17 protein-coding genes and 1 pseudogene are annotated in these 21,183 nt (G+C 41.6%); 1 reads left to right on the forward strand and 17 read right to left on the reverse strand.

What is annotated here, in order from left to right; all coding sequences use genetic code 11:
• The 8 genes and pseudogenes from HMPREF0849_RS10305 to HMPREF0849_RS06090 form a co-directional block, all read right to left on the reverse strand.
• Positions 1-132 (reverse strand): annotated as a pseudogene (locus HMPREF0849_RS10305) (3-phosphoshikimate 1-carboxyvinyltransferase); the annotation flags it as partial.
• Positions 133-222: 90 nt separating this feature from the next.
• Entirely contained in the window at positions 223-561 is a 339-nt protein-coding gene (locus HMPREF0849_RS06060; RefSeq protein WP_000065973.1) for a YlbF/YmcA family competence regulator, read from the reverse strand.
• A gap of 10 nt (positions 562-571) precedes the next feature.
• Positions 572-1,675, reverse strand: a complete 1,104-nt coding sequence (locus HMPREF0849_RS06065; RefSeq protein WP_001140466.1) for a prephenate dehydrogenase — start codon at positions 1,673-1,675, stop codon at positions 572-574.
• Positions 1,676-1,684: 9 nt separating this feature from the next.
• Positions 1,685-2,851 carry a chorismate synthase gene (gene aroC, locus HMPREF0849_RS06070; RefSeq protein WP_001269890.1) on the reverse strand — a complete coding sequence of 389 codons (1,167 nt, stop codon included), beginning with the start codon at positions 2,849-2,851 and terminating at the stop codon, positions 1,685-1,687.
• 9 nt (positions 2,852-2,860) lie between these two features.
• A complete protein-coding gene (aroB, locus tag HMPREF0849_RS06075) occupies positions 2,861-3,928 on the reverse strand; it encodes a 3-dehydroquinate synthase (RefSeq protein WP_000702136.1) in 1,068 nt (355 codons plus the stop codon).
• An 18-nt stretch (positions 3,929-3,946) separates the two neighbouring features.
• Positions 3,947-4,801 carry a shikimate dehydrogenase gene (locus HMPREF0849_RS06080; protein WP_000762463.1) on the reverse strand — a complete coding sequence of 285 codons (855 nt, stop codon included), beginning with the start codon at positions 4,799-4,801 and terminating at the stop codon, positions 3,947-3,949.
• Entirely contained in the window at positions 4,791-5,468 is a 678-nt protein-coding gene (gene aroD / locus HMPREF0849_RS06085) for a type I 3-dehydroquinate dehydratase (RefSeq protein WP_000767776.1), read from the reverse strand. Before aroD ends, HMPREF0849_RS06080 begins: the two co-directional genes overlap by 11 nt.
• Positions 5,465-6,628 (reverse strand): class I SAM-dependent rRNA methyltransferase, encoded by a 1,164-nt coding sequence (locus HMPREF0849_RS06090; protein WP_001079988.1) that lies wholly within the window; start codon positions 6,626-6,628, stop codon positions 5,465-5,467. The genes aroD and HMPREF0849_RS06090 overlap by 4 nt, the downstream gene beginning before the upstream one ends.
• Positions 6,629-6,900: 272 nt before the next feature.
• Here HMPREF0849_RS06090 and HMPREF0849_RS06095 point away from each other — a divergent pair, with 272 nt between their 5' ends.
• A complete protein-coding gene (locus tag HMPREF0849_RS06095; RefSeq protein WP_001181028.1) occupies positions 6,901-8,349 on the forward strand; it encodes an alpha-amylase in 1,449 nt (482 codons plus the stop codon).
• Between the two features lie 87 nt (positions 8,350-8,436).
• On the opposite strand, the gene alaS is transcribed toward HMPREF0849_RS06095, so the two are convergent.
• The 9 genes from alaS to cas6 all read right to left on the reverse strand — a co-directional run bounded on the left by alaS (position 8,437) and on the right by cas6 (position 19,169).
• Positions 8,437-11,055 (reverse strand): alanine--tRNA ligase, encoded by a 2,619-nt coding sequence (gene alaS, locus HMPREF0849_RS06100; protein ID WP_000811705.1) that lies wholly within the window; start codon positions 11,053-11,055, stop codon positions 8,437-8,439.
• A gap of 21 nt (positions 11,056-11,076) precedes the next feature.
• On the reverse strand, positions 11,077-11,562 hold the full coding sequence (locus HMPREF0849_RS06105) for an LURP-one-related/scramblase family protein (protein ID WP_000847083.1): 486 nt from the start codon (positions 11,560-11,562) through the stop codon (positions 11,077-11,079).
• A gap of 298 nt (positions 11,563-11,860) precedes the next feature.
• Positions 11,861-13,150, reverse strand: coding sequence for a type III-A CRISPR-associated CARF protein Csm6 (csm6, locus tag HMPREF0849_RS06110; protein ID WP_000153850.1), 1,290 nt, complete (start codon positions 13,148-13,150; stop codon positions 11,861-11,863).
• Positions 13,122-14,216, reverse strand: a complete 1,095-nt coding sequence (gene csm5, locus HMPREF0849_RS06115) for a type III-A CRISPR-associated RAMP protein Csm5 (protein WP_000846388.1) — start codon at positions 14,214-14,216, stop codon at positions 13,122-13,124. Before csm5 ends, csm6 begins: the two co-directional genes overlap by 29 nt.
• A complete protein-coding gene (gene csm4 / locus HMPREF0849_RS06120) occupies positions 14,213-15,118 on the reverse strand; it encodes a type III-A CRISPR-associated RAMP protein Csm4 (protein ID WP_000221421.1) in 906 nt (301 codons plus the stop codon). Before csm4 ends, csm5 begins: the two co-directional genes overlap by 4 nt.
• A 1-nt stretch (position 15,119) precedes the next feature.
• A complete protein-coding gene (gene csm3, locus HMPREF0849_RS06125) occupies positions 15,120-15,782 on the reverse strand; it encodes a type III-A CRISPR-associated RAMP protein Csm3 (protein WP_000852937.1) in 663 nt (220 codons plus the stop codon).
• A complete protein-coding gene (csm2, locus tag HMPREF0849_RS06130; protein ID WP_000996503.1) occupies positions 15,782-16,162 on the reverse strand; it encodes a type III-A CRISPR-associated protein Csm2 in 381 nt (126 codons plus the stop codon). The genes csm3 and csm2 overlap by 1 nt, the downstream gene beginning before the upstream one ends.
• Positions 16,163-18,457 (reverse strand): type III-A CRISPR-associated protein Cas10/Csm1, encoded by a 2,295-nt coding sequence (gene cas10, locus HMPREF0849_RS06135; RefSeq protein WP_000711729.1) that lies wholly within the window; start codon positions 18,455-18,457, stop codon positions 16,163-16,165. It lies immediately after the preceding gene.
• Positions 18,438-19,169, reverse strand: a complete 732-nt coding sequence (cas6, locus tag HMPREF0849_RS06140) for a CRISPR-associated endoribonuclease Cas6 (protein WP_000821019.1) — start codon at positions 19,167-19,169, stop codon at positions 18,438-18,440. Before cas6 ends, cas10 begins: the two co-directional genes overlap by 20 nt.
• Between the last annotated feature and the right edge of the window lie 2,014 nt (positions 19,170-21,183).

A 21,183-nucleotide genomic window follows, 5' to 3' on the forward strand; every position in this document is an offset into this window, starting at 1 on the left:
ACGCAGAACATCATAAACCTTAGTCTCGCCCTCAGCCAAACTTCCAAAAATAATCGAACGATGGCTGATAGACTTGTCACCTGGAACCCGGATACTGCCATGTAAGTGGCGAATGTTTGTTTTTAGTTTCATAGTTGACCTCATACTTGCAATACTTTTTCTTATTTTATCACAAAAAAGCCAGAAATTCCTGAAATTTCTGGCTTTTATACAGATAAAATACTATTTCAATAATTCTGAAACAGGTTCAAAGACAATTTTCTCAATGTCCGAAAGGTAAATGGACAATTGTTGCTGTTTGGCAAAGAAATCTGACAAAAGAGCGTTCTCTTGGATTTGTTTGCTGAAAGACTGCATCTTTTCTTGGAAAGAGGCGTCTGGCATTTGTCCCGTTTGCGCCATGACTTGGATTTCTTGCTGGAAAGCGAGGTAGTCTGCAAAAATCTTGCTAGCTTGTTCATCAGCTTGGATGGCATCTTTTGCTGCCTTGACCGCCTTGTATTCTGGTAATTCGCGTAATCCGCGACTAAGTTCATTTGCACTATCGTAAATATTTGACATGATTTTCTCCTTATTTGATGACGACTGTGTAGTCCGTATTTTCTGTGATTAAGCGCTCAGCTCGTTCTAAGTCTTGAGCATTTTTAAAGGAAATTTGTAGAATCCCGTGAACATCTTCACGGTTTTCTTCGTTGATGTGGATATTAACCAAAGAAGTCCCACGAAGTAATTCCAAAATCCGCAAGATAACATCTTCTTCATCGGGAACATCGACATAGAGGTCATAAGAACTGTCCACACCACCACGCTTATGGATTTCCATGGCCTGACGTTGCGCACGCGCTTGGTTGAAAAAGTTCCAGATTTGCTCTTCATCTCCCTTGCTGATGGCTTGTCCAACCTCATCTAGGCGCTCCTTGAAATCCGCAATTCGATCTAGAATAGTCTCACGATTGGACAAGAGAATGGAAGTCCACATACCTGGCTCGCTTTCCGCAATGCGAGTCATATCTCGAAAACCACCCGCCGCAAAGCGCCTTGCCATCTCATGTTCTTGAGCATAAACTGCCGTCTGCTCCATAAGGCTGGAAGCCAGAATATGAGGAAAATGGCTAATCTGAGAAGTCACCCGATCATGCTCCTTGGCATCAATCTCGATAAAACGAGCATGAAGGCCTGAAAGCAGATCCTTCATTTCCTCAAGTGTGTCAGGACTTGTCAGGCTCGAAGGTGTGAAGATATAGTAGGCATTTTCAAAGAGATTAACATCCGCAGAGGCAGCCCCTGTCTTGTGGCTACCGGCCATGGGATGGGCCCCGACAAAGCGAACAGGATTGCCAGCTAAATGTTCCTCCGCCGCATCCACGATGGCTGACTTGGTCGAGCCGGCATCCGAGATAATGACGCCTTCTTTCAAGTCTAAATCTGCCAACTCCTTAATAAAAGCAATGGTCTGCTTGATTGGCAAGGTCAGGATGATGACATCTGCTAGGGGAGCGAAACTGGCAAAATCATCCGTCGCACGGTCAATCATCCCCCGCTCCAAGGCAATGTCTCTCGAAGCCTGACTGCGATTATAACCCAAAATTTCATAATCAGGATGATCACGCTTGATACCGAGTGCCATCGAAGCACCAATCAAACCGAGACCTGCGATATAGATGGTTTTTGCCATAAGGACTCCTTAATAGTTCTTTGTATAGTCTCGGTGCTTGGCAACTGCCTCTTTTAATTCCTCTAGATTGTCAGATGAGAATTTTTCAAGGATTTCTTGTGCCAGAACCGTTGCCACAACAGCTTCCATGACCACACCTGCTGCTGGAAGAGCGGTCGGATCACTTCTCTCTACAGTTGCCTTATAGGGTTCGTGAGTCTCGATATCCACACTCATAAGTGGTTTATAAAGGGTGGGAATGGGTTTCATGACACCTCGAACAACGATAGGTTGCCCATTGGTCATACCACCTTCGAAACCACCTAGATTATTGGTACGACGAGTATAGCCGTCTTCTTTTGACCAGAGAATTTCATCCATAACCTGGCTGCCTTTTCGGTAACCAGCCTCAAACCCAAGACCAAATTCCACTCCTTTAAAGGCATTGATAGAGACAACTGCTTGGGCCAATCGCGCATCTAATTTTCTGTCCCATTGGACATAAGAGCCAAGACCAACTGGAACGCCTCCGACGACTGTCTCCACAACTCCACCGATAGTATCACCATCACGCTTGATTTGGTCAATATAGTCCTTGATTTCCTGTTCCCGCTCTTGGTTAACAATAGAAACTTCAGACTGAGCAGCTCGTTCCTTAATCTCGGCCACTGTCAGATTTTCAGGTACATCTATTTCCTTGCCACCAAAGACCACGACATGGTTGGCAATCTCCATATCAAGCTCAGCCAATAGGCGTTTGGCTACTGCCCCAACTGCCACCCGCATGGTTGTTTCACGAGCTGATGAACGTTCCAAAGAATTTCGCAAATCATCAAAACGGTACTTGATCCCCCCAACCAAATCGGCATGTCCTGGACGAGGATGAGTGATTTTCCGCTTGCTTTTAAGTCGGTCTTCAATGTCCTCAGCAGACATGATATCCAGCCATTTCTGGTGGTCCTTATTGATAACATCCATGGTAATAGGAGCCCCTGTCGTCTTCCCGTGACGAACGCCCGAAGTAAAGATAACCTGGTCACTCTCAATCTTCATACGACCACCACGACCGTAGCCACCCTGACGGCGTTTAAGGTCCTCATTGATGTCCTCTACTGTTAAAGGAAGGCCCGCTGGAATTCCTTCAATAATAGCTGTCAGACGGGGTCCATGTGATTCTCCAGCAGTTAAATATCTCATACGTTCTCCTTATTTTACCAAGTAGTCTTTCATCTCTTCCAGGGAAACTGGGTGAATGGTCGCTGAACCAAGCTCTGGTACCAAGACCAATTTCAAGGTGTTGCCACGTGCCTTCTTGTCATGAGTCAAAGCCTGATAAAGCTTGTCAACATCCCAGTTTTCATAGTCAACAGGTAGTCCAAATTTCTGGCACATCTCTCTAATGGACCGGGTTATTCCTTCTGGCATTAGGCCTTTTCCCTCAGCAACCTTGGAAATCTGCACCATGCCCATAGCCACTGCCTCACCATGCATGACTTTGCCATAACCGGCCGTTGCTTCAATGGCATGACCAATAGTGTGCCCAAAATTGAGGTAAAGACGAACACCGTTATCCAACTCATCTTCAACCACCATCTTGCGCTTAACCTGACAAGAATGTTCAATCAAAGTCTCTGCATGCTCCAGAATGCTCTCTACAGAACCATCCAGCTCCGTCAAGAGAGCCCAAAGTTCTGGATCCTCAATCAAGCCATACTTGATAACCTCACCCATCCCTTCAATCAACTCCCTTTTTCCGAGTGTTTCAAGGACCAGCGGGTCAATCAGAACCCCATCTGGTTGGGCAAAAGTTCCCACCATATTTTTAGCAAATGGAGTATTGACACCCGTCTTTCCACCGATAGAAGAATCTACCTGGGCTGTCAAACTAGTCGGAATCTGAACAAAGTGAATCCCACGCATATAGGTAGAAGCTACAAAGCCAGCCAGGTCCCCAACGACACCACCACCAAGGGCCACAATCCCATCGCTACGAGTCAACCCCTGCTTAACTAGAAACTCATAGACTTTCTGAACAGTGGTTAAATTCTTTCTTTCTTCACCTTCTAAAAAGTCAAAAACAGCTACCTGAAAACCAGCATCTTCTAGGCTGAGTTTAACCTTCTCTGCATAGAGAGAAGCTACATGGTTGTCGGTTACAATGACCACTTTTTGCGGTTGCCAGAGTTCTCGTAACCATTGACCAGCCTGAGCCAGACAACCTTTTTCAATCTGAATATCATAAGGATGATGCGGAATATCGATTCTGATTTTCATAGGAGGGTCTCCTTTTCACTATTTATATTTTTCTGTTAAGGACTGCCAAATCTCGTCTGTCGGCATTTCTTTACCTGTCCACAGTTGAAAAGCTTCAGCAGCTTGATAGAGCAACATTCCTAGGCCATTAATTGCTGGATTCCCCTGACTTTTAGCCCATTTCAAAAATGGAGTTTCAAAGGGTTGGTAAATGATATCTGCAACCAAGAGAGTTTCCGGCAAATTGATGCTTTCTGAAACTGGTGACGACTGGCCATCCATGCCCACACTGGTGGCATTGACTAGTAAGTGCGAATCGGCAATCCTTGCTTGCAAGACAGAAACATCTTCTAAAGCATACAAGTCCACTTTAAATCCTGTTTGCTCCTGCAACTTGTCTAGATAAGGTCTTGTTTTTTCCATGGAAACTGAACGAACAAAGACTGAAATCTGACTGACGCCATTCAAAATAGCCTGCGCCAAAATGGACTTGGCCGCACCACCTGCCCCCAGAATGGTCATTTTCTTATCCGAAATTGTAAAAGAAGGCAAGCTCTTAAAAAATCCCTTGCCATCTGTATTATATCCAATTAACGTTCCATCTTGATTAACAACTGTGTTGACCGCCCCAATCAAACGAGCCTCATCACTCAACTCATCCAGATAAGGAATCACTTGCTCCTTGTAAGGCATAGACAGGTTGATGCCAAACATCTGGTAACGGCGAATATTGGCGACTGTTTCTGCCAAATCACCCGCTTCAATCTCCCAAGCTACATAGGCGCCATTAATAGCTGTCGCCTCAAAGGCCCTATTGTGGATAAAGGGTGAAATAGAGTGTTTGATAGGATTGGCAACAACTGCAGCTAAACGTGTATAGCCATCAAGCTTCATCCAAAATCTCCCTGATTTTCTTCATGTTTGATAGCGAAATCTGACCTGGGGCACTCGCTTCATCCAGACTAGCAAATGACCAACTTGAACCCGTCACATCTGAAGTGATACGGGATACCTTGCCCATTTTCCCCATGGAAATGGTCACGTACTCTTGTTCAGGATTGAGTGTTTTAAATCCTCGAGTGTAATTCATCAGGTCTAAAACATCCTGCTCCGTATGGGCCATAACTGATACCTTGACCACTTTTGGAGAGAGACTGGTCAACTCAGACAGGATTTCCATCATATTTTCAGGTGTCTCCTGGAAATTATGGTAACTCAAAACAAGATTTGGAAAATCCAACATTTCCTCAAAAACGTCCTTGTAGCTGAAATACTCAAAATCTACATAATCCGGCTGATAAAGCTGAGTAACTTCCTTGATGATTTGAACATACTCTTCTGAGGAAAGTTCGATTTCTCCTCCCTCAGCGCGGGTCCGAAGGGTAAAGACAAGTTCGCGTCCTGCAAATTTCTCAAAGATAGCGGGTGCTACCTGTAAAATAGCGTCCTTTGCAAGAAAGTCCGCACGCCACTCAATGATATCGGCATCTTCATACCTAGTTGCATCCAGTTCTTGCGCTTCTTCTAAACTTCTTGGCATCACTGAAACGATTAATTTCATCTACTAACCTTCATACTAATCACCTTGAGGTAATTACTGCTTTCATCTTTTTTATTATGGGCAAAGTCAGCTGGAAGACCATATTGGTTCAAGATCTGATACCTTCTTCCTGCAAAACCTTTATCAATTTGTTCTGTAAATTTTTGGCGGGAAACATTGGCAGCATTGGTACTGGCAATGATAATGCCTCCCGGATTTAAAATCTCTAGACTCTGGGAAATCAACTTGTGATAGTCCTTAGCTACAGAGAATGTTTGTGTTTTATTGCGGGCAAAGCTCGGCGGATCAAGCACAATCACATCATAGGTCAAGCCTTTTCGCTTGGCATACTTGAAGTACTCAAAAACATCCATGACGATAAAACGGTGATTGTCTGTGCTAAGTCCATTTGCCTGAAAATGAGCTTCTGACAGCTCTATCGATCGTTTTGCCAAGTCGACAGAAGTCGTCTCACTAGCGCCTCCCATAGCTGCAGCAACTGAAAAGGCAGCCGTATAGGAAAACATATTGAGCAAAGATTTGCCCATGGCTAGACCGTCAACCAGACTCCCACGAACCTCATGCTGGTCTAGGAAAATCCCTGTCATCAAGCCATCATTCATAAAAACCTGATAGAGTACACCATTTTCAAGAACAGTAAAGTAGTCTGGTGCTTCCTCACCATAAACATAGGCAGACTCGTAGTCTAGACCTTTAAAACGAATCTTCTCATAAGCCCCCAAGACCTCAGGAAAAACTTCCTTAAAAGCCTTTACGATTAGCTCACGAATTTGGTAAACAAAGGAGTTGTACCAAGAAAAAACAGCATAATCTCCATAGAAATCAACAGTCAGACCACCAAAACCATCCCCCTCTTGGTTAAAAAGGCGAAAGGCAGTAGTCAAGTCATCTTGATAATAAGGCTTTCTAGCTTCCTTAGCCTTACGAAACAGGATTTCAAAAAAGGCTTGATTGAAACGAACCTTTTCCTTGCTGATGAACCAACCGATTCCCTTATTCTGTTGAGAAAGATAGGCGCTCCCTAAAAACTTCCCGTCTTGACTAAGAACTTCTACTGCCTGATCCGTCAGTTCAATATCTGTTAAATCACTTGCTTCCAAAAGAACTAGACCCTTAGCTAGCTTTTTTTCAACGCGTCTGCTGACCCTAATTCTATTCATAGCTACTATTATAGCAAATTTTGTGACAATTCTCAAAAAAGAAACCGTTTAACCATTTGTACTTTAGTTTACTGAGTGTCATTTTTGTTAAAATAAGTTTATTCCATTTACTTTTTCACCAAAACATCCTTTCCCTTGTGATGGAAAGAGAGATTTTAATCGATAAAAATAGACAATTTCAGAAATGAGTATAGAATCTTGCGCAAACGTTTGCCTAGTTCTAAACTTTATGGTAGAATAAAACACAACATTGATAAGCAAGAGGAAAAACAATGCAAAATCAGACACTTATGCAATACTTTGAATGGTATCTGCCTCACGACGGCCAACACTGGGCTCGACTGACAAATGACGCAGAGCACCTAGCAAACCTTGGTATCAGCCATGTCTGGATGCCACCTGCCTTCAAGGCAACCAACGAAAAAGATGTCGGCTATGGTGTTTACGATCTTTTTGACCTAGGTGAATTTCACCAAAAAGGGACTGTCCGTACCAAGTATGGGTTTAAAGAAGATTATCTTCAAGCCATTCAAGCCCTAAAGGCGCAGGGAATTCAACCTATGGCCGATGTGGTGCTCAATCACAAGGCTGCTGCCGATCACATGGAAGCCTTTCAGGTTATTGAAGTGGACCCTGAGGATCGTACCCTTCAACTAAGCGAGCCCTTTACTATCAATGGCTGGACTCACTTTACTTTCGATGGTCGCCAAGATACCTACAATGACTTTCACTGGCACTGGTACCACTTCACAGGTACGGACTACGATGCCAAGCGCCGTAAGTCTGGTATTTACCTGATCCAAGGAGACAATAAAGGTTGGGCAAATGAGGAATTGGTCGATAACGAAAATGGTAACTACGACTACCTCATGTATGCCGACCTAGACTTTAAGCACCCTGAAGTCATCCAAAATATCTATGACTGGGCTGACTGGTTCATGGAAACGACTGGTGTAGCTGGTTTCCGTTTGGATGCCGTTAAGCACATCGACTCCTTCTTTATGAGCAATTTCATCCGTGATATGAAGGAAAAATACGGTCAAGATTTCTATGTTTTTGGGGAATTTTGGAACCCAGACAAGGATGCCAATCTAGACTATCTCGAGAAAATAGAAGAACGTTTTGACCTTGTCGATGTTCGCCTCCACCAAAACCTCTTTGAAGCCAGTCGGGCTGGAGCAAGCTATGACCTTCGTAACATTTTCACAGATAGCTTGGTTGAACTCAAGCCTGACAAGGCTGTCACTTTCGTTGATAACCATGATACTCAAAGAGGACAGGCACTCGAGTCAACCGTCCAAGAATGGTTTAAACCAGCAGCCTATGCGCTCATCCTTCTTCGTGAGCAGGGTCTTCCATGTGTGTTTTACGGAGACTACTATGGCATTTCAGGGAAATATGCTCAACAGGATTTCAAAGAAGTTCTTGACCGACTCCTAGCCATTCGAAAAGATTTAGCCTATGGAGAGCAAACAGACTACTTTGACGATGCAAACTGTATCGGATGGGTCCGTGCAGGCGCTGAAAACCAAACACCGCTTGCAGTCCTTATCTCAAACGACCAAGAAAACAGCAAATATATGTTTATTGGCCAAGAATGGGCTGGCCAAACCTTTGTTGACCTCCTTGAAAACCATCCAGCACAAGTTACAATCAATGCTGACGGTTATGGAGAATTCCCAGTAGCGGCGGGTTCAGTCAGTGTCTGGGCAACAAAATAAACCTATCAGTTATAAGTCAAATCCAACCGGATTTGGCTTTTTTGTATGCGCAAAAAGACCTACCCAAATGGATAGATCTTTATTGTCTTATAATTTACCTGCTACTGCATCCAAGAGTTCTTGGATTTTCGCTTGGTTGCTTCCTCCTGCCATGGCCATGTCTGGTTTACCACCACCACGTCCATCAACGATTGGAGCCAATTCTTTGACAAGGTTTCCTGCATGCACATCTTTAGTCTTGCTTGCTACGAGGACATTGACTTTGTCACCGATAGCGGCAACTAGGACAAGCACGTCAGAGTAGTCTTTTTGTTTCCAGTTATCCGCAAAGGTACGAAGGGCACCTGCATCTGATACAGAAACTTGGCTTGCAATGTAACGGTGTCCGTTTGCTTCTTGAACATTCTTGAAGACATCACCTGCGGCTGCGGCTGCGGCTTTTTCCTTCAATTCTGCATTTTCTTTTTGCAATTGACGGAGTTGCTCTTGAAGACCTTCAACCTTGTGAGGCACTTCCTTGAGTTGAGGTGCTTTAAGAGTTGCTGCGACTGCTTTCAGAGCGTCTTCTTGTTCACGATAAGCTTCAAAGGCTTCCTTACCAGTTACTGCCAAGATACGGCGGGTACCTGAACCGATTCCTTCTTCTTTGACAATCTTGAAGAGACCAATCTCAGAAGTGTTGCCAACGTGGGTACCACCACAAAGTTCCACTGAGTAGTCACCAATGGTTACAACACGGACTTCCTTACCGTATTTCTCACCAAAGAGGGCCATAGCTCCCATTTCTTTAGCAGTGTCAATATCTGTTTCAATAGTCTCTACTGCAATTGCTTCCCAGATTTTCTCATTGACTTGCTGTTCAATGGCGCGCAACTCTTCAGGAGTTACGGCTTGGAAGTGAGTGAAGTCAAAGCGTAGGAATTCTACTTCGTTCAGAGATCCTGCTTGAGTTGCATGGTGGCCAAGGATATTGTGAAGAGCCGCATGGAGCAAGTGAGTCGCTGTGTGGTTTTTCATGACACGGTGACGGCGATTAGTATCGATTGCCAAGGTATATTCTTGATTCAAAGCAAGTGGTGCAAGAACTTCGACAGTATGAAGAGCTTGTCCGTTTGGTGCTTTTTGCACGTCCGTTACAGTCGCTACGACATTTCCTTTAGCATCCAAGATTTGACCGTGGTCAGCTACTTGTCCACCCATTTCAGCGTAGAATGGAGTCTCTGCAAAGATAAGAGAGGCAGTTCCTTCAGATACAGCTTCTACTTCAGCATTGTCCGCTACGATAGCCACCAACTTAGAAGGCAATTGGCTGGCATTGTAGTTGAAGACACTTTCCACTGTAATGTTTTGAAGGGTTTCATTTTGCATTCCCATTGAGCCACCTTTGACAGCTGACGCACGCGCACGTTCTTGCTGCTCTTTCATGGCTGCTTCAAAACCTTCACGGTCTACAGTCATCCCAGCTTCTTCAGCGATTTCTTCTGTCAATTCAACTGGGAATCCGTATGTATCGTAGAGTTTGAAGACATCTTGCCCAGCGATAACAGATTGACCTTTTTCTTTCAAGTCAGCTACGATGCCTTGGGCAAAGTGTTGACCTGAATGAAGGGTACGGGCAAATGACTCTTCTTCGCTCTTAACGATTTTTTCGATAAAGTCACGTTTTTCAAGCACTTCTGGGTAGTAGTTTTCCATGATTTTTCCAACAGTTGGAACGAGTTTGTAAAGGAAAGGCTCGTTGATACCCAATTTTTGACCGTGCATAGAAGCACGACGAAGCAAACGACGAAGAACATAACCACGACCTTCATTTCCAGGAAGGGCACCATCACCGATGGCAAATGAAAGAGAACGGATATGGTCAGCAATGACCTTGAAGCTCATGTTGTCGCCATCTTGGTCGTAGACCTTACCAGACAATTTCTCAACTTCACGAATGATTGGCATGAAGAGGTCTGTTTCAAAGTTCGTCTTAGCTCCTTGGATAACGGCCACCAAACGCTCCAAACCAGCGCCCGTATCAATGTTCTTGTGCGGCAATTCCTTGTAGTCGCTACGAGGAACAGCTGGATCAGCGTTAAATTGTGACAAAACGATGTTCCAGATTTCGATGTAACGGTCGTTTTCGATATCCTCTGCAAGCAGGCGAAGACCGATATTTTCTGGGTCAAATGCTTCTCCACGGTCAAAGAAGATTTCTGTATCAGGTCCAGAAGGCCCCGCACCGATTTCCCAGAAGTTGTCTTCGATTGGGATCAAGTGGCTTGGATCCACTCCTACTTCAATCCAGCGGTTGTAAGAATCTTTATCGTCTGGATAGTAGGTCATGTACAGTTTATCAGCTGGAAAATCAAACCATTCTGGGCTTGTCAAAAGCTCATAAGCCCAAGTGATAGCTTCGTCACGGAAGTAATCCCCGATAGAGAAGTTCCCCAACATTTCAAACATGGTATGGTGACGCGCAGTCTTCCCTACGTTTTCGATGTCGTTAGTACGGATGGCTTTTTGCGCATTGGTAATACGTGGGTTTTCAGGGATAATGGTTCCGTCAAAGTATTTCTTAAGGGTTGCTACCCCAGAGTTGATCCACAAAAGAGTTGGGTCGTTTACTGGAACCAAGCTGACTGATGGTTCTACAGAGTGACCTTTGCTTGCCCAGAAATCAAGCCACATTTGGCGAACTTGAGCACTAGATAGTTGTTTCATAATATCTCCTTATTTACTTGTTTAATTTGATTGGCTTTCTAGCATCTCCACATAGTCAATCGCGACACAGAGGGAAATGACCAGGTCTGCATAAGAGTCTTCATAGACGGTTACGGTGTAAGTTGAGGTCAAATGGAAAATCTCTTTCCGAATCTCGGCAATCACTTGGTCGCGGTCATCCAACAATTTGAAATTCAAATCCCATATATTGCCCTCGATACGAAGTCCTAGATCATCAAACTCATACTTATCTCGAAAGAAGGTCAACTTCTTACGAATAACGAAATTGGAACCGTTTCGTAGCTGAATAGTAAAGCGAGGAAGCAAGGTGAAAAATTCTTTACTGATTTCACTGACCTGCTCACCATAGGCGTCATAGATGGTAAAGGTCTTAGGAATTTGGAAGAAAGAGCCCTCCACCTGATAGTTCACTACTCCTCTATCATCCTTGATATCGAAGCGTTCGCCCCCAAGACGAAACTTTTGTTTCACGAGAAATGTCTTCATAAACACCTCCAAAAATCAAAAGACAAGCTCATATCACGAAGGGCGAAAAACCGCGGTACCACCTTCATTCAATGAACTTGTCATTCTCTTATTCTTATGCAATTGTCTGATTGAGTAGCATGACTTTCTAACTTAGATGGCTCGCAGCACCGCCATTTCTCTGGACTAAGATGACTGAAAATCAATTCTCAACTTTCTTATTATATCGTTTTTTGGGTTCTGCGTCAACTGGGAAAGCAGGCACATGCAATCTCATTATATGTATCATCAGCAAAAAAAGATTTATTGATAAAGTATATTATTGACGAAGTAAGTCAAGCATTTCATTATTGAGTGTTTGGTAACAAGAGAAATAGTTATCATCAATCTCAAATGTATCTTGTAAAATAAAGCGCAAAGTATCTATAGTCTGTTGCAATTTCTTTGAATTGACTAGTTTACTATCAATCTCTGACAAGCCATGTGCCACCTTATTTCTCTCATTGTTTAAAGAAATGATAACTCTAAGTGACTTAATTAATTCAGGACTATATTTGTAATACTCTAAAATTTTAGTGTATATAATTAGATTTAGAGTTGTTGTAGGAGAAAAGTCTTCTTTTTTGCCCTCATTTTCGTTCTGTGATTTTTTATAATCACTATCTAAATAACCGATAACTTTTTCAAAATCTTGATGTTCTTTGTTTAGCTTAGGTAACTTATTTTTATATATTATTAGATTCGGATGATTCCTTTTTATTCTATCTTCTAATATAAATTCGACTAATGATTTTGACTTAATCAAAACATCTGCTACTTGACCTCGTTTGTTTAAAATCTCAATCATCAAAAAATAATTAAGGGCTTTTTTCTCAACCTCTGAAAGTGGATATTTCTGAATTTCTGAAAGAACTTCTTGTTTTTTAAAAACATTTACTAAGTCGGTTAGAATGATTCTTAAACGAGCTAACTGCTTATTTGAAAGCAGCCCCTTCGAATCTCTCCGGATAACAATCTTTTCAACAGCTAAATAATCATATGACTCTATCAAACTTCTTAAATGACGTTTAACTAAAGAATGATTGAACTTCTCCGCTATATCCATGATACATCTGTTTTCATAATTATCCTGATTATCTTCATTATTTTTAAACAGATTATCTTCCTCTTCCTTGGAGAGTATTTTTTGGGGATTGTTAGATGAATTACTAGGAGTGGTAACTTGAATTGCCTGCGTATTATAGTCATCAATTCGGTTTATAGCGAATAGAGCTGATTTTATCTGAGGAGTACCAGAAGATAGATTTAGAATTAATTCCTCCCCTAATTTAGAATACTCTTTTATAATTTTTCCTATGATCTCATACATTTTATCATACAAATAAACCTCATCATTCCTTAATATTTGCTCATGAATTTTCACATCAGGTTTGTAGTCTTTAAATGAAAGAAGGGCTCTCTCAATAAGAGTTTTTTTAACTAACATTTCCTCACTGTAGAGTAAGACGATTCTTTCTGGTTTATATTTTCGAGCTATGTGCATTAAGGCTGAGTCTCTGTTCTTACTGATAGGATCCGTATTACCTACTGCTGAAATTAAAATTGTCATTTGTAATCTCCTTAATCATAAAGTTCGCCTTGCCCATTTCATAGAAGGATTCATTATTCATTATCAGTTTACGAGTTGCTTGTGTTGTTTTAACACTTTTCATTGGCGCTTTTGTTAATTTCAAGACTCCCTTTTCAACCATCCTAGTGGTTCTGCTATTCTCATAACGTTCTTGTAAAATATCTTTTGCTTGTTTAAAAATTGTTTTTGTCCAAGCTCCACTACCAGCACCCAAGTATATAGGATATTGAATATTTGGCTGAATTTTATTTTCAGGAAAATCTTTGAGGAAAAAAATCTTATAGTCATTATAAAATTCAAATGCTTTCTCACCAAGTTTCTCAATTAATTCCCCCGCCTCCTTTGTAGTTGTGGTAATTTTAAAATTAATTATTTTGCCAGGAGTTAAAGCTTCCCTATATAAAGGAAGAGGCTTGACAAGAGGGGTGGTGGCTTTATGATCCCATTTTTGAACTAAAATAAGACTGTCATTTCTAAATGGTTTGCTATCACTAACACGAATAGTATTAAACAAGTCATCATAATTCTGACCCTTTTTTGCTCCCCAAGGAATCAAAGATTTGTTTTCCTTTTTATCTTTCACAACATTTTCATTATTCCAGTCAGGATTGGTATTCATCAAAATAGTTCGAATGGCTCCCTTTAACGAACTACCAGGTATATAAGGATTACCATAAGAGTCTCGCATAAACTTTGATACTTCATTAATAGTACCTAACTTGGAATCAATGTTGTTCTTTTCGGTTTCAAAACCAGTCTCTTTAATCCTATAACCACCAAAATCACGGTCAGAAATACGGTTATCCTCTAAAAAGGAAATCAAACGATTATTACTGGCACTTGCCTTTCTCTCTTGTAAAAAGCGCTCAAACTTCTGATCATAACCTTTCTCCACCATTCGATTATAAAACTTACCCATATCAGGGAAATAAAAGTACCCATCTTCATAGATAAATTCACGAGATGTGTACTTATCACCACTGCCAGTATGGATAGGAGCCATGGCTAGGAGGGTAAATTGAAAGGTTCTATACTCTGTTTTCATCTTTCTCCCTCCATCTTGAAAAATAATGGTTTAGCATAGCTTAATACTTCATGTGGGAAATCAAGAGGTCTTACATCTACAATCTGTCCTGTAAAGGTTTCAGAGAAAGTAGATCCAGAAGCAAACTTATATAAATCCTGCTTACGGTAATTTTCATTAGTTTCTGTACTAAAAGCAAAACCACTTGATTTACTTAGTAAATAGGAACCAGTTTCCATAGCATATTCAAGTTCCTTTTCGACTGGTAGAGAAGTCGTCAAGGTCATGACAGGTCCTTGATGGACCTTGGTGAGACGATTTTTGAAGCTATCTGGTAAATCTAAAATAGTCAAATCAAATTGTCCATAACCACTGGAGCGTTTCCCACCAATTCCTGTATACTGCAAGCTTGCCATGAGTTCATTCAAGAGCTCAGACTCGTTAGCAATCACGTAAAGAGAAGAGTCATCTCTATATCTAACTGTAGAAACTTGATAAAGAGCCCCATCTAAATGAGGTTGGTTTTTAGTGACGATGTTTGTTACTGCATGTTCTGCGTCTTTAAAAAGCGTTCCATTTACATAAGAATCAAATTTATCTAAAGGGATAAATTGAAGTTTCTTCGCCATTTTCGCTTGACGTCTTACTTCTTTAACATCCGTTGTTAAGTCTGGCTGGTCAAACGTTGGAAATCCTATCGGCTTAGGTAAAAATGGGCCTGACTGATAAGGAAATGCATCTGACAAAACGAATCCATCTAGACCTGCTAATGATACAAATTCCTCCATTTTGCCCATTTTTTTTGCTTCTATAGCTAAGGCTGAAAACAATCGGTCAGCTGCAAAAGTCATTTTAGAACTATCCAGAGTACCTGCTCCAAAGTGAGCAGTATGGAAGTTCATAATATACATCTTGTAGGTCATACTAGACCTCCGTAGTTAAAAGTTCATTCAATCTACTAACATCATAGTTTCCGAAAACTGTATTTGCTTTAAGATTCTCAAAGACAACTTTACCATAACCACGAGAACCTGAACCCCCTAAATAATCAAGTTCCAACAGCTTTAATCCATCAAGAATTACTTTGAAGTCTTCTTCTACTTGAGCTTGACTCTTGTCTGTCACCTCATAGATCAACTCAAATCCAAAGATACTGTCTCGGATAGCACGTTCAATCTGTCTTGGATTTGCTTCAGCAGTGATACGGTCAATAGTATTTTCAAACTTAACTTCAGTATAACCTTTGACAGCTCGTGAATCTAAATCTTTTTTGTTAGTTAGAAAGGCATCTCTAAAGATGAGTCTTCCTACTTTATAGTTTTTGTCTGAACTATTCCCAAAGAGACGACTAATAATTTCCCCATCTTCTCCTGGTTTTTCTGCTAATTTAGTATTATATACTCTTGCCAAAAGGGTACGCATTTTCCCTTTGATACTAGATCCTGGAATAATGGGTAAGTTTGTAATTGGATCTTTAATCACAGGTGAGTCCGTAGCACCAATCGCCGCAAAAGCATTGCTTGTCCCAATATGAAGTCCTGTCTCTAGACGAATTTGTCCTGTTACTTGAATTTTTGCAAATGCCATTAATCTTTTCCTCCATAAAATCTGAAATAAGCTACTAGTGCTTCCATATAGCGGCAAAAACGTTGGAGACTTTCCTTATTGTTTATTTCTTTTAGAATGTCTAGAATCTCAGCCTTTTTCACCAAGTCTTTAACCGCAGTTTCTCGGCCCGATTGATAAACAAACTGCACTCTTAAATAAGCAATTTTATCAGCCAATTCCTTATACGATCTGACCTTACTTTCATCAAAAAGATTACTAGTTAAATTTAGTAGATTTCGAATTTTTGTAGTTGTTAAAAAAAATTTAATTTTATTATTTCTATGATCTTTAGTATGATTTAAAGATTTAATAACCTTTTCTGCCTTATCTACGTAATTATCATCTGTTAAAATTGCCATCTATGAATCCTTTCTAATCTCATAAATATATAGAAGTAAAGCTATCTCTGCTTCCTTACGTTCATTATCGCTACCTGTATACCAAGAAAAGAATAAATCCTTAAACTCTTTAAACTCTTCTTTTTTATCCTTAGAAGTTTGATCCTCTAAGCGCGTCAAATAATAGGCTAATCGAGCAATATTCATACGATCGTAGTTACGAAGGAGCTCAATCAGTCTGTATACAAAACTCTTTCCGCGCTCATCTTGAATATTAAAGTAGTAACGAATGCTCTTCAGTTTCCCATTATAGACATTGTCAATAAATTGGTCGAACTTCAAGGTATAATTTCTTTCAGAATCAACATTGCCAAAAGATTGGTCCAACTTCAAGGTATTACCTGCTTTAAAAAGGGAAATACTATCCTTGTCGTTATCCTTTGCTGCTCCTTCTAGCTTACCAGTTTCTTCAGCCATCAGGCTAACTGGAGTTTTATCTGGAAAGAGACCGATCCCTGCTGATAGGGTTAATTTACCATTTGTCCACTTGATAAAGTTTTGTCGGAGACAAATAGTAAACTCAATAATATCCTGCCAAGAACCGATAGCAAATACATCATCTCCACCGGCATAAATGATCGATAGTTTTTTCTCTCTTGCAAACTGGTTGATATAGACCTTAAAGAAGAGACTCATACTTCTAGAGAAGGTCGCTGACCGTGCCAGAGTATTATACTTGCCACTATCTTGATAGGAGAACCCAGCCATAAAGGCTGCTCCTAGATCATCCACATCTAGTCGAACAACTGCTAATCGCTTGATCCCTTGTCCAGTTTCACTATCCTGAGATAGTTGGGCATACTGGTCAATCTCAGCATATTTGTAATCTCCGACAAAGACATGGGTTGCTTTTAGGATATCTGTACTATAGCTATTCTTTACATAAACACGGTCCCACTCTTCATTGGCAAGGTTGGATTTTGAAATACCACTAATATAGGCTCCCGGACCTATCGGCAGTCCTTTTTCTTTTGTCACAATATAGTAGTTTTCTTGTATTTCCTTGGCAAAGCGATACATCCCTGCACAGATATGGCAGACCTCTTGATCTTTATACTTGGTAAGCTTTTCGACTGAGTGACAAATTGCACATTCTTTCTGGGAGCTTTTTCCTCCTTGGTTGAGTTCAAGTAGAGTTTTGGCATCGTAACGAGAAATTTTCTTTTGGGAAATCATCCGACTGGTTGTTTGATAGACTTTTCGATAGTCGGCCAGTGTCGTTGTCATATCATTGGCAGAAAACGGACTCCAACCAAATGCTACGAACAAACCTGTCTGGAAATGCTTGACCAAAAACTGATTGAATTCTGCTTCAAAGCTAGCCAAGGTTTCTCTAGTTTTTTCGGTGTTTGGAAGGATAAAGTAGGCGTGCCCTCCACCGACGTAGAGAAGATTAGCCCTCGTAAGCTCTAACTTCTCCAGTAAGCTGTCAGCGATATGTTCCCCCATAAAATCTAGATACAAGGAACGTGCTTTTAGTTGCTTAGCTGCACCAGCTGTTGCGATATTGTAGATAAAATCCTGAATCCCTGACAGGTCAAAACTTGCTAATAAAAAGGCTTTTTCGCTATAAAAAGCTTCTAAATCCTGTCCCAGTACCTTGTCATAATCACGGCAATTCTTGTCTGCTAAATAGTCCTCTATAGCTAGGGCAAAGCCAGCTGTCAGACGACTGTAGGTTGCTAGAGAAATATCTGATAATCCCTTGGTTCTTGTCGAAACAGGTACATAGGAAAGAGTAGACTCAAGGAGATTCAAAAGGGCATCTATCTCAGATTGGCTAAAGTCAAATCTCTCAAACTCTTTTTCTAAGGTCGCTACTATCAAGTCATAGTCTGACTTGTCAGACGGCTCACTCGATCCCTTAGCATAGTTTGGTTCCCCGTCAAGCTCTAATGGACGCGCATCAAGATAACGCTGACTAGGGCTATCTGAAAATACATTGAAGATATCCGATTGTTTGCTTAGGAAATCTTCTTTACCTCCATGAGTATCTGCTGCTCCTTTTAGGCCTGAAGCAATCTTTGCGGCAGCTGACGTGATATAGACCAAACTATCAGGAGCTAAGTCCGTCGGCAAATCACTAGAAGTCGCCTTGGCTATCTGCTGAGCTATCTTTTCATTATCCGAAAAGCGTCTAAACCATTCGGACCCAATGGTACCTAGGTCTTTCTCATCATACCTGGAACCTTGAATCACCTTGCCGATAGCGTGCAAAAGTGATCCATAAACTAAATCAATCTTTTCTTTCTTCAAGTTCTAAACCTCCCATCCCTAAACTAGTTTTCATGCCGATACCTGAGTACTCCCCAAATTTCAGAAGCATATTGGCGTATGCTTTCAAGGTATTTGGACCTGTAATCTTAAAGGTCAATCTCCCCCTGAAACCAGGGATTTTTTTGCCATGGACTTTAAAATAGCTGGACTCCAATCGATAGCTGGTAATTCTACTGTGCTTGACCAAGTAGTCCAGAGTTTCCTCTTCGATGTCCTGACGATTCTCGACCAAACGTGCATACTTCATCATCAAACTCTGAAAGATGAGACGCATGGTCGGAAAGAGCACGTACTCTCCCTGGGACCGAAATCCTGTTGGAGTTTGAAAACAAATGGTGTAGAGTGACCGATCTTGGTTTTCATTAAAGAACTCAAAGAGTTGCTCCGAACTGAGATCTTGCATGGATAAAGACTCTACCATGAGAGTCGGTAAATCATGAAGCTCTACTCTCTTTAGCTCCAATAGAACAGGCAGGATCTGCTTGACAGCCTCATCCGTCAGGAGATGAAGGGACCATAGGGTCTTGTCCTTTTGATGAATGATTTTTAGTGAGTAGGGGTTGGTTTCCTGCTCATGTAGCCAAGTCACATAGTCTGGTTCTAGCTTTTCCATAAGAAAACCTTGGAATTTTGTCGATAGGTCGCTCGGTGATTGCTCAATCCGCTTAAATGATAGTTCGATGCGTTTCATATGCCTCCTTTATTGATACAACAGCGCTTTTGCTTTCTCATGAGCGCTTTTTTCTTTTACTTTTGGAATCCTTTACCCTTATGAAAATGTCCCCTCTCGAGGTAGATAGGTATCTATACACACTAACAAGAAAATCAAAGAGCTTCTGAGTAAAATGTTTCCGGCCCCTCGCGAGGTAGGTAGGTATCTATACCAATCAAAAAAATCAAACAACTTCAGAAAGAATTACACGGTTTCCGGCCCCTCGCGAGGTAGATAGGTGGATATACTTGTAGCGAAGGTAACAACTCATACTCCTGAACCACCAAAGTTTCCGGCCACTTGAGAGGTAGATTGGGAGATATACAAAAATTACTTTACAAGGAAAAGATAAGCAAGTTATGTTTCCGGCCCCTCCCGAGGTTGATAGGTAGCTATACCTTGCAAGAACCTTGACTGGTTGATTAAGGAGATGGAAGTTTCCGGCCCCTCTCGAGGTAGATAGGGAGATATACGTGCGATCACGCTCGACGAATTACTAGAAAAATAATTGTTTCCGGCCCCTTTCGAGGTTGATAGGTATCTATACTCTGATACTTCATATTCAATCGTAGGTGGGTTGTTTGGGTTTCCGGCCCCTAGCGGGGTAGATAGGGAGATATACCTACCTTAGCACAGACTTTTACAAACTATCCCACTGGTTTCCGACCCCTCGCGAGGTAGATAGGTAGATAGGTATCTATACCTATAGAACACCGCCTAGTGTAAAGAATCAGGGGCAGTCAAAGTTTCCGGCCCCTCGCGAGGTAGATAGGTATCTATACTCATAATGCGGCGGATATTACACCAGCTTATGCCTTGTTTCCGTCCCCTCACGAGGTAGATAGATATCTATAAAATCCCACATTGAGAACAGGATTTTCTCTAAAACTATCCAGTTTCCGGCCCCTCTAAAGGTAGATAGGTGTCTATACGAGGATTTGGGATGATTCCAAAATTTAGAGCGTGGTCTCCGTCCCCTCTCGAGGTGGATAGGTTCTTATACGAAAGAAGTTCAGTTAGGAAGGGTTATAAAAAGAGGGTTTCCGGCCCCTCTCGAGGTAGATAGGGATCTATACACATCAATCCTGATATGAATGTCATCAGGTATGTGTTTCCGGCCTCTCCCGAGGTAGATAGGTGTCTATACACGTTGTTGACAGCAGTGGGCTACTTTTATAAGAAAAAATTGTTTCCGGCCCCTTTCGAGGTAAATAGGTTTCACTACGATCGTAGAAATTTTGGCTAAGAACGCAGTAAATGCGTTTCCGACCCCTCCCGAGGTAGATAGGTAGCTATACGATGGATGTGAGCACTACCTGCGAATTTCTAGGAATGTTTCCGGCCCCTCTCGAGGTAAATAGGTAGCTATACACAAGAAGGTAATTTAATGAAACTTTTCAAACAATATTGGGTTTCCGGTCCCTCCCGAGGTAGATAGGTAGCTATACCCAAAGATAGATGGGATTCGTTTGAAAGAGATGGTTACAGAAAGTTTCCGACCCCTCTCGAGGTTGATAGGTATCTATACTAAAAACAACTGTGAAACCTGTCAAAACAGACCCTGTGTTTCCGGCCTCTCGCGAGGTAGATAGGTAGCTATACGTAACGTGACACCTTCTGCTGAATCTGGATTTATCCGGTTTCCGTCCCCTCTCGAGGTAGATAGGTGTTTATCTTCAAGGTAACTTCGCTAATGTTGGAAAATACATTTTCTAGTTTCCGGCCCCTTACGAGGTAGATAGGTTCTTATACACAAGATGATCAACGTACGATCATGAACTTTATTCAGTTTCCGGCCCCTCCCGAGGTAGATAGGTATCTATACTCAATTCAGACGGTGCTATCGTACCTATCTTGCTACCGTTTCCGGCCCCTCGCGAGGTAGATAGGTATCTATACAAGCAAAAGAAAGCAACTAAAGCCGTGTACCTTGTCCCAATTCCGGCCCCTCCCGAGGTAGATAGGTGTCTATACACTGTTATACCGTAAGGAC

Origin of the sequence: Streptococcus sp. C300 (assembly GCF_000187645.1) — a bacterium.
GTDB lineage: Bacteria > Bacillota > Bacilli > Lactobacillales > Streptococcaceae > Streptococcus > Streptococcus oralis_CQ.